Source organism: Methylobacterium sp. A52T, assembly GCF_053346095.1.
The window spans coordinates 1-15,166 of the sequence record NZ_JBKFBI010000019.1 but is presented as its reverse complement, the minus strand read 5'-3'; the positions used below and the strand labels follow the sequence as shown (position 1 = coordinate 15,166).

14 protein-coding genes and 1 pseudogene are annotated in these 15,166 nt (G+C 70.9%); 6 read left to right on the top strand and 9 right to left on the bottom strand.

Annotated features, from left to right (window positions below; all coding sequences use genetic code 11):
- Positions 1 to 186: 186 nt before the first annotated feature.
- Positions 187 to 522, top strand: a complete 336-nt coding sequence (locus ACLBYE_RS07165) for a DUF3140 domain-containing protein (protein ID WP_447693622.1) — start codon at positions 187 to 189, stop codon at positions 520 to 522.
- A 21-nt stretch (positions 523 to 543) separates the two neighbouring features.
- Here the strand turns inward: ACLBYE_RS07165 and ACLBYE_RS07160 are convergent, their stop codons facing one another.
- From ACLBYE_RS07160 to ACLBYE_RS07145, 4 genes are all read right to left on the bottom strand, one after another.
- A complete protein-coding gene (locus tag ACLBYE_RS07160) occupies positions 544 to 903 on the bottom strand; it encodes a hypothetical protein (protein ID WP_447693621.1) in 360 nt (119 codons plus the stop codon).
- 112 nt (positions 904 to 1,015) lie between these two features.
- Positions 1,016 to 1,228 (bottom strand): hypothetical protein, encoded by a 213-nt coding sequence (locus tag ACLBYE_RS07155; RefSeq protein WP_020090818.1) that lies wholly within the window; start codon positions 1,226 to 1,228, stop codon positions 1,016 to 1,018.
- A gap of 134 nt (positions 1,229 to 1,362) precedes the next feature.
- Positions 1,363 to 2,580: an LL-diaminopimelate aminotransferase gene (locus tag ACLBYE_RS07150; RefSeq protein ID WP_026604561.1), complete on the bottom strand. Its 1,218-nt coding sequence runs from the start codon at positions 2,578 to 2,580 to the stop codon at positions 1,363 to 1,365.
- 111 nt (positions 2,581 to 2,691) lie between these two features.
- Positions 2,692 to 3,075 carry a hypothetical protein gene (locus ACLBYE_RS07145; RefSeq protein ID WP_447693620.1) on the bottom strand — a complete coding sequence of 128 codons (384 nt, stop codon included), beginning with the start codon at positions 3,073 to 3,075 and terminating at the stop codon, positions 2,692 to 2,694.
- A 216-nt stretch (positions 3,076 to 3,291) separates the two neighbouring features.
- Here ACLBYE_RS07145 and ACLBYE_RS07140 point away from each other — a divergent pair, with 216 nt between their 5' ends.
- Positions 3,292 to 5,073, top strand: a complete 1,782-nt coding sequence (locus ACLBYE_RS07140) for a PHA/PHB synthase family protein (protein WP_447693651.1) — start codon at positions 3,292 to 3,294, stop codon at positions 5,071 to 5,073.
- 182 nt (positions 5,074 to 5,255) lie between these two features.
- Here ACLBYE_RS07140 and ACLBYE_RS07135 read toward each other — a convergent pair whose 3' ends face one another.
- Positions 5,256 to 6,545 carry an OmpP1/FadL family transporter gene (locus ACLBYE_RS07135; RefSeq protein WP_447693619.1) on the bottom strand — a complete coding sequence of 430 codons (1,290 nt, stop codon included), beginning with the start codon at positions 6,543 to 6,545 and terminating at the stop codon, positions 5,256 to 5,258.
- Positions 6,546 to 6,982: 437 nt separating this feature from the next.
- Between ACLBYE_RS07135 and ACLBYE_RS07130 the strand changes: the two genes are divergently transcribed.
- From ACLBYE_RS07130 to bioB, 3 genes are all read left to right on the top strand, one after another.
- Positions 6,983 to 7,867 carry a fumarylacetoacetate hydrolase family protein gene (locus tag ACLBYE_RS07130; protein WP_056531450.1) on the top strand — a complete coding sequence of 295 codons (885 nt, stop codon included), beginning with the start codon at positions 6,983 to 6,985 and terminating at the stop codon, positions 7,865 to 7,867.
- 219 nt (positions 7,868 to 8,086) lie between these two features.
- Positions 8,087 to 9,202: a methyl-accepting chemotaxis protein gene (locus ACLBYE_RS07125; RefSeq protein WP_447693618.1), complete on the top strand. Its 1,116-nt coding sequence runs from the start codon at positions 8,087 to 8,089 to the stop codon at positions 9,200 to 9,202.
- Positions 9,203 to 9,233: 31 nt separating this feature from the next.
- Positions 9,234 to 10,247 (top strand): biotin synthase BioB, encoded by a 1,014-nt coding sequence (bioB, locus tag ACLBYE_RS07120; protein WP_020090825.1) that lies wholly within the window; start codon positions 9,234 to 9,236, stop codon positions 10,245 to 10,247.
- Between the two features lie 35 nt (positions 10,248 to 10,282).
- Here bioB and ACLBYE_RS07115 read toward each other — a convergent pair whose 3' ends face one another.
- The 4 genes from ACLBYE_RS07115 to mnmA all read right to left on the bottom strand — a co-directional run bounded on the left by ACLBYE_RS07115 (position 10,283) and on the right by mnmA (position 14,614).
- Entirely contained in the window at positions 10,283 to 11,770 is a 1,488-nt protein-coding gene (locus ACLBYE_RS07115) for an ATP-binding protein (RefSeq protein WP_447693617.1), read from the bottom strand.
- Positions 11,771 to 11,980: 210 nt separating this feature from the next.
- Positions 11,981 to 12,784 carry a TVP38/TMEM64 family protein gene (locus ACLBYE_RS07110; protein WP_447693616.1) on the bottom strand — a complete coding sequence of 268 codons (804 nt, stop codon included), beginning with the start codon at positions 12,782 to 12,784 and terminating at the stop codon, positions 11,981 to 11,983.
- Positions 12,781 to 13,434, bottom strand: coding sequence for a class I SAM-dependent methyltransferase (locus tag ACLBYE_RS07105; RefSeq protein WP_056531444.1), 654 nt, complete (start codon positions 13,432 to 13,434; stop codon positions 12,781 to 12,783). Before ACLBYE_RS07105 ends, ACLBYE_RS07110 begins: the two co-directional genes overlap by 4 nt.
- A gap of 25 nt (positions 13,435 to 13,459) precedes the next feature.
- A complete protein-coding gene (mnmA, locus tag ACLBYE_RS07100) occupies positions 13,460 to 14,614 on the bottom strand; it encodes a tRNA 2-thiouridine(34) synthase MnmA (RefSeq protein WP_447693615.1) in 1,155 nt (384 codons plus the stop codon).
- Positions 14,615 to 14,853: 239 nt separating this feature from the next.
- Between mnmA and ACLBYE_RS07095 the strand changes: the two are divergent.
- Positions 14,854 to 15,166: pseudogene (locus ACLBYE_RS07095) on the top strand (flagellar hook-length control protein FliK); the annotation flags it as partial.

The following is a 15,166-nucleotide window of genomic DNA, read 5'->3' as shown; positions in this document are numbered from 1 at the left end:
GGAGAGAATGGAAGCTCGTCGGGTCGGGGTGATACCCCCCAGGACCCGGCCTGTAAACGCTTCCCCGCCACGTCGCCCGCCACGTCGCCCGCCGCCCGTGCGGCGCCCGACCGCAGGGATGGCGGCGAGCCGGCGAGCCTCGGGCGCGTTGTCGGGGACGAGCGACACGGCCCGGGAGACAGGCGGATGGCGGACGATCACGCGGCGACGTGGAAGGACTTCAACGAGGCCGTCAACATGACGCCGGCCGCGCTGAAGAAGCACCTCGACAGCGATGCCAGCCAGGAGGTCGGCCAGAAGAAGGACGGCGATGAATCGACCGGCCATGAGATGGGCCGGCGCATCCTGGCCATCAAGGACAAGAAGAAGGCGGATCTCACCGACGACGACTACGCCGCCATGCGCAAGGTCGTGGGCTACGTCCACCGCCATCTCAAGCAGGGCGGTGCGGCCCGGAAGGACCCCGACTCTCCTTGGCGGATGTCGCTGATGAACTGGGGCCACGATCCGCAGAAGGATTGAGGCCCCGGAACGCCCGGCGGCTCAGTAGCGCGGCGGCACGATGTAGGACGGGGCGATCACGTACTCCCGCGGCCGCTTGCGCGCGCCGAACCGCCCCTCGGTGATCTGGTCGTTGTAGTAGTCGAAACCGGTGTAGCCGAAGCCGCCGCCGTTCATCACCTCGGCCACCGGCACCGCGGGCTGGGCGAGATCGGGCCGGCCCGGCGGCACGACGACCTGGCAGCAGCCCTCGGTCTGCAGCACCGTCGGGCCGTTCGGGGCGGTGAACACGAAGGCGCGGGGCTGGTAGGGCGCTTGCGGGTAGGCGGCGTCGGAGGCCGAGGCGCCCTGCCCCGCCAGGAGGGCGAGCAGTCCGGCAGCGATCAGGGTCTTGGTGCTCACGCGATGCTCCGTCGGGGGCCGGGCGGGCCGGCATCTGGCCTACAGTCTAGCTGATCGCGGGCGGCTTGTCCGGCCCGTCCGAATCGACCGGTTACCGAAATTCCGGGCGGGCTCAGCCCCGCGCGCGCAGCACGACCTGCGGGCTCGCCGGGACGGGGCGGCAATCGGTCGTGAAGGCGTTGACCGGCAACGGCTTCGAGTCGCACGCGTACACGTCCGCCGGCCCCGGCGCAGGGATCGGGTCCCGGGCGATGATCGGGTTCGGCGCGCAGGCCGAGGCCGCGGCGGCGAGCAGCAGGGCGGCGATGAGGTTCAGGCGGCGCATGCGAGACTCGGGACGCGGGAAGACCCCCGCACCTGACCCTGGCCATCGCGCCCCGCGCTGACAAGCGCCGGCGCGGGGCGCCGACACCTTTGACGGCGTCTGTCGCCCCGCGGCAACAATTTGCGCGGGCCGGTCTAGCCGGTCCGGGCCATCGGCAGGACGTTGTGCAGCGTCTTGTCGGTTCCGTCGAAGAACCGGCGGATATTGCGCGCCGCCTGCCGGATGCGCTGCTCGTTCTCCACCAGCGCGATGCGGACGTACTCGTCACCGAACTCGCCGAAGCCGATGCCGGGCGCGACCGCCACGTCGGACTTCTCCAGGAGCAGCTTGGAGAATTCGAGGCTGCCCAGTTCCCGGTACCGCTCTGGGATCGGCACCCAGGCGAACATCGACGAGGCGGGCGAAGGGATGGTCCAGCCGGCCTTGCCGAAGGACTCCACCAGCGCGTCGCGACGCTTCCTGTAGATGCTGCGCATCTCGTGGATGCAGTCGTCCGGGCCGTTCAGGGCGGCCGTCGCGGCGACCTGGATCGGCGTGAAGGCGCCGTAATCGAGGTAGGATTTCACCCGGGTAAGCGCCGCGAGCAGGCGCTCGTTGCCCACCGCGAAGCCCATCCGCCAGCCGGCCATCGAGTAGGTCTTCGACAGCGAGGTGAACTCCACCGTGCAGTCGATGGCGCCGGGCACCTGCAGCACCGAGGGCGGCGGGTTGTTGTCGAAATAGACTTCCGCGTAGGCGAGATCCGACAGCAGGATCAGCTCGTGCTGCTTCGCGAAGGCCACGAGGTCGCGGTAGAAGTCGAGGCTCGCCACGTAGGCGGTCGGGTTCGACGGGTAGCAGACGACCAGCGCCACCGGCTTCGGGATCGAGTGGCGCATGGCCCGCTCCAGGGCGGGGAACATCGCCGGGGTCGGCTCGGCCGGCACCGAGCGGATGACGCCGCCGGCCATCAGGAAGCCGAAGGCGTGAATCGGGTAGCTCGGGTTCGGCACCAGCACGACGTCGCCCGGCGCGGTGATCGCCTGGGCCATGTTGGCGAACCCCTCCTTCGACCCGAGGGTCGCCACCACCTGGGTGTCGGGGTTCAGGGTCACACCGAAGCGCCGCTGGTAATAGCCCGCCTGGGCCTTGCGCAGGCCGGCGATGCCCTTGGAGGCCGAGTAGCGATCCGTGCGCGGCCGCCCGGCCGTCTCGCACAGCTTGGCGATGACGTGCTTCGGGGCGTCGAGATCCGGGTTGCCCATGCCGAGATCGATGATGTCGGCGCCCTGCGCGCGGGCGGCGGCCTTGATCCGGTTGACCTGCTCGAAGACGTAGGGCGGCAGTCGCTTGATGCGGTGGAAGTCGGTCATGGGCGTGTCCATCGGCGCGTCCCGAATCCGGCGTCTCTCGTCCGGGCCGGTCGGGCGAACCACGTGCTCTAGCAGAGTTGCGGGCCGTCGCCGACCCTGAAAAAGGGCCGGCTACTGCGCCGCCGGAGCCGGCTTGATGGTGGCGGCCGCGCCCCGCCCAACGCTCTCGGCGGCCCGTCCCCGGGCCTCATTGCGGCCGCGGGCACCCTCCAGCTCCGCCTCCAGGGCCTTCTGGCCCGTGACCGACTTGGCCCGGACCGGCCGCTTCGGCGCGTCGACGCCGACCGGCATGAAGTCGGGCTGCGCCTTGCTGCGGGTGTCCGTGACGAAATCCGGGGCCGCGACGACCCGCGGCCCGTAGCCTGCATCGGAGGCCAGCGAGCGGACGACGTCGCCCGAGCAGGCCCCGAGCGCGCCGACCAGCACGCCCAGGCCAGCCGCGCGCGTCAGGCGGTGCAGCGGACCGGCGCGATGCGGGCGGACGGCGGGGTTCAAAATGGCACGATCCATCGTCACATGCGTATGAAAAGATCGGCCGGATGTTTCGGCGACGTCCTGAGCCGGGCTGGCGAAAACTCTGGCTCGCTCCTTATTTTGTCGGAAACGAGGCCCGCGCCATCGGGTCAACAGATGAAGCACAGGGAGGCACGTTTGACGAGCCCGCAGGCGCCGGATCGGACCGCCCCTCCGAAGTCGGTCTCGAACGGCGCGATGCCGGACGGCACGGTCGCCCCGATGCCGGATTTCGAGGCGATTTCCCGCAATGCCGGTCAGTTCGTCGAGGCTATGGGGCGCAACGTCGCCCGCCTCCTCGGGCCCGAGGGCCAGGCGGCCGCACCCGGCAGCGAGATGAACGAGGCGGCGAAGGTGCTCGGCCAGGTGGCCGAGGCTTGGCTCGCCGATCCGAACCGCAGCGCCGAGGCGCAGGCGCGCCTGTCGCAGGCCTTCCTGTCGCTCTGGGGCTCGACCTACCTGCGCCTGCAGGGCCAGCCCGCCGATCCGGTGGCGCTGCCCGAGCCCCGGGACGCGCGCTTCGCCCACGCCGAGTGGACGACCAACCCGTATTTCGACTTCCTCAAGCAGGCCTACCTGCTCGCCACCCGCTGGGCCGAGAGCCTCGTGGACGAGGCCGAGGGGCTCGACGCGCACACGCGTCACAAGGCGCAGTTCTACCTGCGCCAAGTCACCAGCATGCTGTCGCCCTCGAACTTCCTGCCGACCAACCCGGAGCTGATCCGCCACACCCTGCAGGAGAACGGCGCCAACCTCGTCCGCGGCCTCAAGATGTACGAGGAGGATCTGGCGGCCGGCGGCGGTCAGCTGCGCGTGCGCCAGACCGACCCGAGCGGGTTCGAGGTCGGGCGCAACATGGCGGTCACACCCGGTGAGGTGGTGTTCCGCAACGACCTGATCGAGCTGATTCAGTATGCGCCCAGCACCGAGACCGTGCTGCGTCGCCCGTTCCTGATGGTCCCGCCCTGGATCAACAAGTTCTACATCCTCGACCTCAATCCGCAGAAGAGCTTCCTGAAGTGGATGGTCGACCAGGGCCTGACGGTCTTCTGCATCTCCTGGGTCAATCCCGATTCCCGCCACGCCGAGAAGGACTTCGAGTCCTACATGCGCGAGGGGATCGAGGCGGCCATCGACGCGATCGGCGTCGCCACCGGTGAGAGCGAGGTCACGGCGGCGGGCTACTGCGTCGGCGGCACGCTGCTCGCGGTGACGCTCGCCATGCAGGCGGCCACCGGCAACCGGCGGATCAAGAGCGCGACGCTGCTCACCACGCAGGTCGACTTCACTCATGCGGGCGACCTGAAGGTCTTCGCCGACGAGGAGCAGATCCGCCAGGTCGAGGCGCGCATGGCCGAGCAGGGCTATCTGGAGGGCGCCCGCATGGCGAACGCCTTCAACATGCTCCGGCCGAACGACCTGATCTGGCCCTACGTCGTGAACAACTACATCAAGGGCAAGGCACCCTCGGCCTTCGATCTGCTGTACTGGAACTCTGACGCCACCCGGATGCCGGCGGCCAACCACTCATTCTACCTGCGCAACTGCTACCTCGACAACACGCTGGCGCAGGGACGGATGGTGCTCGGCAACGTCCGCCTCGACCTCAGGAAGGTCCAGGTGCCGATCTTCAACCTCGCGACCCGCGAGGACCACATCGCGCCGGCGCTTTCGGTCTTCGAGGGCTCGAAGGTCTTCGGCGGGAAGGTCGATTTCGTCCTCGCCGGCTCCGGCCACATCGCGGGCGTGATCAACCCGCCGTCCAAGCCGAAATACGGCTACTGGACCGGCGGCCCCGTGAAGGGGACGCTCGAGGAGTGGATCAGGGCCGCGGTCGAGACCAAGGGCTCGTGGTGGCCCTACTGGTTCCAGTGGATCGAGGCGCAGGCCCCGGAGCGGGTGCCGGCCCGGCAGCCGGGCGGCGACGCGCTACCATCGCTCGGCCCCGCGCCCGGGACCTACGTGCGGATGCGCGCCTGAGACGCGCGACGCACGCGGATCGATTGGGTGATCGGCCGCGACGATCGAGGAGCTGCCCTGACATCACGAGGGGATCGACGTGACTCTGGGCAGCGCGACACCTGTCGGCGTGGCGCTGCCCTGGATCGCTTCACTCCGCTCGCGAAGACGGCGGCAGCGAAGCACGCGACCGGAGCCGGCTGTCAGTACTTCCGCACGAGCGGCGCCGGGGCGGGCGCTGGCGGCGCGCCGAAGACGTAGCGGAAGCCCACCGAGACGATGTCGGCGCTGGAATCCACCACGCCCGCGAAGGCGATGTTGCTGATGTTGTAGTCGCGGCCGATGCCCGCGAGGATCCGCGAGCGGTCCAGGAAGAAGTGCGAGTAGGCGAGGTTCAGCGTCAGCTGCTGGCTCCAGCGATAGCTCGCGCCGACCGAGACGTTGTACCGGTCGCCGTCCGGCAGGCGCACCGAGCGGTTCCGGAAGTCGATGGGCGAGGTCTCGTAGGCGAAACCGGTCCGCAGCGTCAGGTTCGGCGACGCGTCGTACTCGGCGCCGATCGCGTAGGTGAACCCGTCCTTGTAGTTGAGCGGCAGGTTGTTCACCGGCAGGCCGATCGTCTTCGACACGATGCCGATGGTGCCGAGCCTCGACCAGTTGTCCCACTCGAAGCCGAGATTCACCCGCGCCACCGGCGAGACCGCCTGGGTCAGGCCGACGCTCAGCTTGTCGGGGGTGTTCAGCTTGGCGCGGACCTGTCCGGCCAGCGGCGCCAGGGCGACGAGCGGGACGCCGATCGAGCCGTCGATGTCGTGGTGCACCGAGGAGCGGTAGCCGATGCCCAGCACGGTCCCGTCGCGGGGCGTCAGCGTGGCGCCGGCGGTGAAGCCCGCGCCCCAGGACTCACCCTTGAGGAAGGAGCTCGGATACGAGGTCGGCAGGATGCCGGGGATCGGCAGCGCCTGCCGCAGGGTCAGGCGGAAATACTCGATGTTCGGGCCGGCCGCGATCGAGAGCCACTCGTTGACCTTGAAGCCGATGACCGGGTTGATCGCCAGCGAGAAGATCCGCGACGAGCGCCCGTAGACCTCGCCGGCCCACACGTCCCGCGGCTTGGTGACGAGACCGAACGGGGCGCCGGTCGAGAGGCCGAGCCACAGGCGGTCGTTCAGCTGGTACGAGGTCGCGCCCGCCGGCACGACGGCGCCCTGGCCAAGCTCGCCCGAGCCGCCCAGCCGCGCGAAGCCCGGATTGGTGCCCGGCGCGGGCCGGATCTCAGAGGAGAGGCCGATATAGGTGAAGTTCTGCTCCGCGACGAAGCCCGGGTTCATCGTGATCGTCGCGGGATTCCAGAACATCGACGAGACGCCGCCCGACCCCGACGCGGCGCCCGCGAAGGCAAGTCCCTGGGCCTCGGTGCTCTGCTCCCGGATCCCGAACGCCCCCGCCTGCGCCTGCCCGGCGCCGAGGATCACCGCCGTCGCCGCCAGCATCGCAGCGCGAACCGTCCCGCCCATCACGTCCCCCAAGCCTTCTCGTTCTGCTGGGCGCCGTCGATTGTTCGAGACCCGTTATGCGGCGACCTTGCGTGCATGGTGCCGGTTTCGAGGGCAGAACCGCAATGACCTCGATCATTTTCGACGGCAAGAGGATTATTAGTAGATAACCTTCGGTAAACGCCGTCTTCACCTGCGAAAGCACATGAACGGCAGCGCTTTTCAGTCTTGATCCGAACTGGCTCGCCGACACGGCGACAGGAACAATAAATCCGGACACCACCGACCCTGCACTTTTCCGCCGCCCTGTTGCCCGGCTGCGACACCCCGCGGACGCCCCCATCGCCGCGGCCGGCCTTGCACCCGGATCGAGGCCCGGCCATGGTCCCGGCGTCCGGCGCAGACCGGTTCAGGGAAGGATGAGGAGTGCGACCATGAAGCTCTTCCGGCACGGCCCGAGCGGCGACGAGAAGCCAGGCCTCGTGGATGCCAGCGGGGGGCTGCGCGACCTGTCGGGCATCGTGCGCGACATCGCCGGGCCGGCCCTCGCGCCCGACTCGCTGGCGCGGCTGCGCGCCCTGGATCCCGAGACCCTGCCGAAGCTGCCCCCGGACGTGCGGCTCGGCCCCTGCGTCGGCGGCACCCGGAACGTCGTCGCCATCGGCCTGAACTTCGCCGACCACGCCGAAGAGACCGGCTCACCGATCCCCGCGGAGCCGATCATCTTCAACAAGGCTCCGTCCAGCCTGTGCGGGCCGAACGACACGGTCATCATCCCCAAGGGGTCGCACAGCACCGACTGGGAGGTGGAGCTCGCCGTGGTGATCGGGCGGCGCGCCAGCTACGTCCACGCCAACGAGGCGCTGAGCTACGTGGCGGGTGCCTGCATCTGCAACGACGTCTCCGAGCGCGAGTGGCAGATGAACCGCGGTCCGACTTGGACCAAGGGTAAGAGCGCGCCGACCTTCGGCCCCCTCGGGCCCTGGCTGGTGACCCTCGACGAGATTCCGGACCTGAAGAACCTCGCCATGAGCCTCGACGTGAACGGCGAGCGCCGTCAGACCGGCTCGACCGCCACGATGATCTTCGACGTTCCCCAGCTCGTCGCCTACGCGTCGCACTTCATGCTGCTGGAGCCGGGCGACGTCATCACCACCGGCACGCCGCCGGGCGTCGGCCTCGGCATGAAGCCGCCGCGCTACCTCAAGGCCGGCGACGAGATGGTTCTGCGCATCGACCGGCTCGGCGAGCAGCGGCAGAAGGTCATCGCCTTCGACGACTGGACCGCCAAGGTCTCGGCCGGCGAGCCGACGCACTGACAGGCCGGGCCGCCGCCCGCGCCCGGGCGGCGGCCCCGCGTCCAGGCGACCTCACCGATATCAATGATCGCCCGGCACCCGCGAGCGACGGGGCATTATATAACCCTCGATTGAATTATGGATTGAAGTTAGTATTGTAAGTTATATCGCCGACCTCGATCGGTTAAGACTGTATTATATTCTAGCTGTAAAATGCCCGCCTCGTCGATCGGGCCCGGCATGACTGCGAAAACTGATTTTCCCATTAGCCGGAACTCCGGATCGGAGTCCGAGCCGCCGACGCTCAGGTCGATCGAGATCCTGGCCGATGCCGTGAAGCAGGCGGCGCAGGAGAAGACCGGCCGGATCCGGCGGATCACGGCGCAGACCAAGATCCTCGCCCTCAACGCGCTCATCGAGGCCGCGCGGGCCGGAGATGAGGGACTCGGCTTCGCGGTCGTCGCCCAGGAAGTGCGCGCCCTCGGCGAGTCCGTGGACGTCATCGCCAGCGAGTTGGAGCTTCACCTGTCCGGCCGGATCGTCGAGCTGCAGCGCACCGTCGAGACGATGGCGGGCCGCGTCCAGGGAGAACGGCTGGTCGATCTCGCGCTCAACGCGGTCGAGCTGATCGATCGCAACCTCTACGAGCGGACCTGCGACGTGCGCTGGTGGGCGACCGACGCCGCCGTCTTCGCCTGCGCGGCCGATCCAAGGCCGGCCGCGGCGGCCTTCGCGAGCGACCGCCTCGGCATCATCCTCTCGGCCTACACGGTCTATCTCGATCTCTGGATCTGCGGCCAGGACGGCCGCATCCTCGCGACCGGCCGCGCCGATCGCTACCCCGGACTGCAGGGCCGGAGCGTCGCTGGCGAAGCGTGGTTCCGGGAGGCGCTCGCCCTGGAGAGCGGCGACGCCTTCGTCTGCGCCGACGTGCGGCAGGAGGATGCGCTGGGCGGCGCGCAGGTCGCCACCTACGCGGCGAGCGTGCGCGCGGGCGGTCAGGCGACCGGCGCCCCGCTCGGCGTCCTGGCGATCCACTTCGACTGGGCACCGCAGGCCCACGCGATCGTCTCGGGGATTCGGGTCGCGCCGGAAGATCGGGGGCGCACCCGCGCGCTGCTGGTCGATGCCGGCGGCCGGGTGCTGGCCGCCTCGGATCAGGTCGGCCTCCTGACCGAGCGGGTCTCCTGCCGGATGGACGGCGAGACGAGCGGAGTCGTGCGGGATCCGCGTTCGGGTACGGTCACGGCGTTCCATCGGACACCGGGATACGAGACCTACCGCGGGCTGGGCTGGTACGGCATGATCGTCCAGACCGCCCCCTCGGCCGGGAGTTCGGGCGCGAGGCCCGCTTGATTTCTGTCCGCCGATCCGGCTCAAACACCATATGAGCGCGACTTCTCTCCCCGGTTCCCAGCAGCCCGACCTCGGCGACATCCGCCACGACTGGAGCGTGGCGGAGATCCGCGCGATCCATGACCTGCCGCTGATGGACCTCGTGTTCCGGGCCGCGCAGGTGCACCGCCGGCACAACGACCCCGCCGACATCCAGCGGGCCTCGCTCCTGTCGATCAAGACCGGCGGCTGCCCGGAGGATTGCGCCTATTGCCCGCAATCGGCCCATCACAAGGGCGCGGGCGTCGCGCGCGAGCGGCTGATGCCCGTGGAGACGGTGCTGGCCGAGGCGGCCGCCGCCAAGGCCGCGGGCGCCCAGCGCTTCTGCATGGGCGCCGCGTGGCGCCAGCCGAAGGACGGCCCGGAATTCGACGCCGTGCTCGCCATGGTGCGCGGCGTGCGCGGCCTCGGCATGGAGGCCTGCGTGACGCTCGGCATGCTCACGCCCTCGCAGGCCGGACGCCTCGCCGAGGCCGGGCTGACCTCCTACAACCACAACCTCGATACCGGCCCGGATTTCTACGAGGACATCATCTCCACCCGCACCTACGACGAGCGCCTGCAGACCCTCGCGAACGTCCGCGAGGCCGGGATCGGCGTGTGCTGCGGCGGCATCGTCGGGATGGGCGAAGGTGTCACCGACCGCGCCGCGATGCTCCAGGTTCTGTCCAACCACGCCCCCCATCCGGAAAGCGTGCCGATCAACGCCCTCGTGGCGGTGCCCGGCACCCCGCTGGAGGACCAGCCGGCGGTCGACCCGTTCGATCTCGTGCGCATGTGCGCCACGGCGCGGATCGTGATGCCGCGCTCCCGCGTGCGGCTCAGCGCCGGCCGCAAGAGCCTCACCCGCGAGGCCCAGGTGCTGTGCTTCCTCGCCGGCGCCAACTCGATCTTCTACGGCGAGCGGCTGCTCACCACCGCCAATAACGGGCAGGACGACGACGCGGCGCTGCTGGCCGATCTCGGCATCCGGGTCGGGGAGCCCGTCCGGGCCGCGGCCGAGTAGCGGCAGCGGGGCACCGTCTCGCGGGTCCGGTCCCGTCAGCCCTCCGGCAGCACGATCCGGAAGCGCGCGCCGCTCAGCCCCTCGGCCTCGCAATCGTCGAGGGTGAGGGTGCCGCCGTTGATCCCGATCAGCTCGGCGGCGATCGGCAGCCCGAGGCCCGTGCCACCGGACCGCATGGATCCCTGGAACGGCGCGAACAGGTTCTCCCGCGCGCGCGCCGGGAGACCGGGACCGTTATCGGCGACCAGGATCGTGACCCGGCCCGGTGCCGCGCGGGCGGCGACCACGCTCACGGCGGCCTCCGGCACGGCCGCCCCGTCCAGCGCCTGCACGGCGTTGCGCACGAGGTTGGCCAGCGCCCGCCCGAGCTGCTCCGGATCGGCCTGCACGGAGAGATCGCCCGCCGCGACCTGGACGCTGACCGGATGCGCCGCCAGCGCGGCGAGATCCGGAAGCTCCGCGAAGATCGGTGCCAGCGGCGTGCTGGTCAGGAGCGGCGTCCGCTCGGAGACGCGTCCGTAGGCGAGGGTCGCCTCGCAGAAGCGGATCGCGCGGGCCAGCGTCCCGACGAGGCGGGGAGCCACGCGCTGCACGGTCGGATCCTCGGTCCCCTCCAAGCGGTCGCCCAGGAGCTGCGCGCCGGTCAGCAGGTTGCGCAGCTCGTGGCTGATCTTGCTGACCGCCAAGCCCAGTTCGGCGAGTCGCCGCTTCTGCCGGAGCTGGTCGGCGAGGCTGCGCTGCATCCGCCCGAGTGCCCGCTCGGCTTGGCCGATCTCGTCGCTGCGGCGGGACGGTGCGATGATCCGCCCGGCATCCTCCGGATCGTCCGCGAAGGCCGTGATGCTGGTGGCGAGCCGCCGCACGGGGCGCACGATAAGCACCTGCAGAACCACGAAGACGAGACCGGCGGCGGCCGCCGCGATGATCAGCGAGGAGACCAGCAGGCGCAGCGCGTAGTCGATCATGGCGGTGCGCAGCGGCGCCTCGTCGAGCAGGATCTCGACCCGGTCGAAGCCGATGCCGCCCTCCCCGACCACGCGGATCGGCTCGTGGACCGGCGCCACGAGGGTGCGCCACGCGCCCCGGATCGCCGACAGGGCCGTGACGTCGCGCAGGTCGACGGTGTCGGCGACCTGCTCGGGCATGGGCTCGATGGCGAGCAGACGCTGGGCGCCGCCGCCGCGGACGGCGATGGCGCGGGCGTTCACGCCGGCCAGGAGCCGGCTCTCGAGCGGCTCGGAGACCGGCTCGCCGGTCCGCCCGTCGAGGACCAGAGCGGCGACCTGCGCGGCCGCCAGGCGGTCGGACATCCACTCGATCCGGTAATTGGCGACCGCCGGCACGTAGGTCAGCACCTCGGCCACCACCACGAACGCGACGGTGACGAGGAACAGGCGCCCGGACAGGCCGAGGCGCGCGGTGCGCCGCTCGGGGACGTCGCGGGCCGGTGCGGGCGCCGGCGTCGCCGGTGCCGCGGCCTGATGGGACTCGAGGGACACGCCGGTCACGCTCCGCGCCGGCATCGCGGATGAGGATCGGCGGAGAGAGGATTGAGAAAGCTCGAGCCGGGTTCGGCCTTCGCGGGATACATGTTCGCAAGCCACAGATTCGCAGGCGGGAATACAGGCTCTCGGCGGCGAGCACTATACGATATCCCCCTCCAAGCGGTTGCACCCGCCCTCAGACACCGAAAAACACAGCCGGCGGCGGATCGCGCGTCTCGGCGGCGCATCTCAGCCGCGTCGGGCGCGGCGGCTCAGCAACATGCTGACCAGGGCGAAGACGGCAAGCATCGCGAGACCTGCAACCATCTTGGGCGTGACCAGGGCGCGCAGGGTCAGGGCCTGGTCGCAGCCGCCCGCCCCCGTCGCGAGGCAGGCGGCCCTGGCGGCCTCGTGGGCGGCGACGACGTCCTCGATGCCCGCGCCCGTGGTGGCGTACACGACGGCGCCCGGTAGCAGCCCCAGGAACGTCGCGAACACGAAGACCCGCATCTTCACCCCGAAGGCGGCGGGCGCGAGGTTGGTCACCCAGAACGGGAACAGTGGCAGGAGGCGGAGCACCGCGATGTAGCCGAAGGCGTCGCGCCGGAAGCCCTCGGCCAGCCCGGCGAGGCGCGTGCCGCCCATGCGCCGCAGCAGGTCGGCGCCCGGCCCGCGGCCGATGGCGAACACGATGGCCGCCCCGGTCGTGGCCGCACAGACCGCGGTGAGCGCCCCCGGCACGATGCCGAACAGGAAGCCGCAGACCATCGTGAGGATCAGCGTGGCCGGCACCGACACGACGACGGCCCCGACATAGAGGCAGTAGGCCGCGACCAGCGCGCGGAGATAGCCGGCCTCGACGAAGCCGCGCAGCCAGAGGCGGGAGGCGAGCAGGCGGTCGAGGCTGAGGAGCTGCGCGGCTCCCGAGACCAGGACCACCGCCGACACCGTCAGGAGCAGCGCCAGCGGGAGCCAGCGCCGCAGGCGCTTCCAGCGCCCCTCGCGGCTGTCGACGCGGCCTTCGGCGACGGGGGCGTTGCCGGTCTCGCTCACCCGGGCTTGCGCATCCGCAGGATCTTGAAGAACCCGCCCGGGAAGGTCGGCTTCAACCCCAGGACCTCGACGCCGTTGCGCCGCGCCCAGGCCTCGATCCGCGTCGCCTTGAAGTCCGACGACCAGCCGATCTTCGTGCAGAGCGGCGCCACGACTTCCTCGACCCGGGCCAGGGGGCCGTCGCTCTGGCCGAAATGGTTGGCGAGGACGATGCCGCCGCCCGGGCGCACCACCCGCAGGAACTCCGACATCGCGGCCTCGGGGTCGGGCACCAGGGTGATCAGGAACTGGGCCACGACGGCGTCGAAGCTCGCGTCGGCGTAGCCCAGGTGGCAGACGTCCATCACCTGGAGGCCCTTCACGTGGGCCAGGTTCCGGCGTCGGACCTTGGCACGAGCGCGCTTGAGCATGTCCTCGGAGAGGTCGACGCCGCAGACGAAGCTGGCCTTCGGATAGTAGCCCAGCGCCAGCCCGGTGCCGACGCCGGCCTCCAGGATCCGCGGCCCGTGCTCGGCCGCCGCCTCGACGGCGGCGCGGGCCGCGGGCTCGGTGAGCTTGTCGTAGACCACGTCGTAGACGGGGGCCCAGCGGGCATAGGCCTTGCGCATCAGGGCCGTGCTCGGCCCGGCCATCTGCGGCTCGCTCAGCATCGTTCGAAGGTTCCAGAGGTTGAGATCAGGCGGCCTCGCGGGGCCGGGCCGACAACGCGTCGACACGCCGGATGGTGCCGCCGCCCAGGACCCGTGCCCGGGGGCCGTCATCCGCGTAGATCGCGCAGGCCTGGCCCGGCGACACGCCGTCCTCGGGCTCGGCGAGCACGACCTCGGCCGCGCCGTCCGGCCCGACCGTCAGGGTCGCCGGGCGCGGCGGCCGGGTCGAGCGCACGCGGACCGCCACGGGCAGGTCGCGCACGGCCTCCACCGGCCCCTCGCCGAGCCAGTTCAGGTCCGAGAGGCGGATCCGGGTCGTGGCCAGCGCCGTGCGCGGCCCGACCACCACCCGGGCCGAGTCCGGCTCCAGGCGCACCACGTAGAGCGGCTCCGGCCCGGACAGGCCGAGGCCCTTCCGCTGGCCCACCGTGTAGTGCACGATCCCGTCGTGCCGGCCGAGAACGTGGCCGGCGAGGTCGACGATCTCGCCGGGCCGGGCCGCGTCGGGGCGCAGACGCGCGATCACGTCGCTGTAGCGGCCCTGCGGTACGAAGCAGATGTCCTGGCTGTCCGGCTTCTCGGCGAGCGACAGGCCGAGATCCTTCGCGAGCGCGCGGGTCTCGGTCTTCTCCATCTCGCCCAGGGGGAAGCGCAGGAAGTTCAGCTGCTCCGCCGTGGTCGCGTAGAGGAAGTAGCTCTGGTCGCGGGCGGGATCGAGGGCGCGGTGGAGCGCGCGGCCGCCGCCCGGGAGCGCCCGGCTGGCCACGTAGTGGCCGGTGGCGAGCGCGTCGGCGTCGAGGTCGCGTGCGAGGCCCAGTAGGTCGCGGAACTTCACCGTGCGGTTGCACTCGACGCAGGGGATCGGCGTCTCGCCCGCGAGGTAGCTCTCGGCGAACTTCTCGATGACTTCGTCGCGGAAGCGATCCTCGTAGTCGAGGACGTAGTGCGGGATGCCGAGATGCTCCGCCGCCGCCCGGGCGTCGTGGATGTCCTGGCCGGCGCAGCAGGCGCCCTTGCGGTGGCTCGCCGCGCCGTGGTCGTAGAGCTGGAGCGTGACGCCGACCACGTCGAAGCCCTGCCGCTTCAGCAGGCCCGCGACCACGGAGGAATCGACGCCGCCCGACATGGCGACGACGACGCGCGTCTCGTGGGGGGCTTTGGGAAGATCGAGGGCGTTCATCGCGAGGGTCCGCAGCCGCCGGCCCGGAAGCTCCCTGGCTGCACGGGCCGTCTATAGCGGGACTTCGCCCGGCTTTCCAGGGCGACCGGATCGGACACTCGGCAGATCCTGCCGGGCGGGCGGCAGCTTCGATCAGGTCCGACCCGCACGCTGCAAGCAGAGAACGAGCTTTCTCAGAGACTTAGCCGGCCGGCGCGGTGGCGCGCGCCTTGCTGCTGAGCGGCCCAGAGGAGTCCGGAATGGCGAGCGGCGCGGCGGATCGTTTGGATGTCACCACGTGGATTCCGTCCGCGCGGAGCGCGCAGGCGCAGCGTTCGGGCTGGGAGGCCGCGGGCGTGGCGGCCCGCGCCGGCAATTCCGCGCAGGACCGCTTCGGCGCCGCCCTGAGCGCGGCCCAGGCCCGGGACGACGCCGCGACGGCGCGGGCCCGCGCCGCCGATCAGCGCGACGTCGCCGACTCGGCCCGCGCCCGTCAGGCCGACCTGCGCGATCAGGCCGACGCCGCGCGGCTGGCCGGCGGCCGCGCCCGGGGTGCGGCGCTCCAGACCCGGG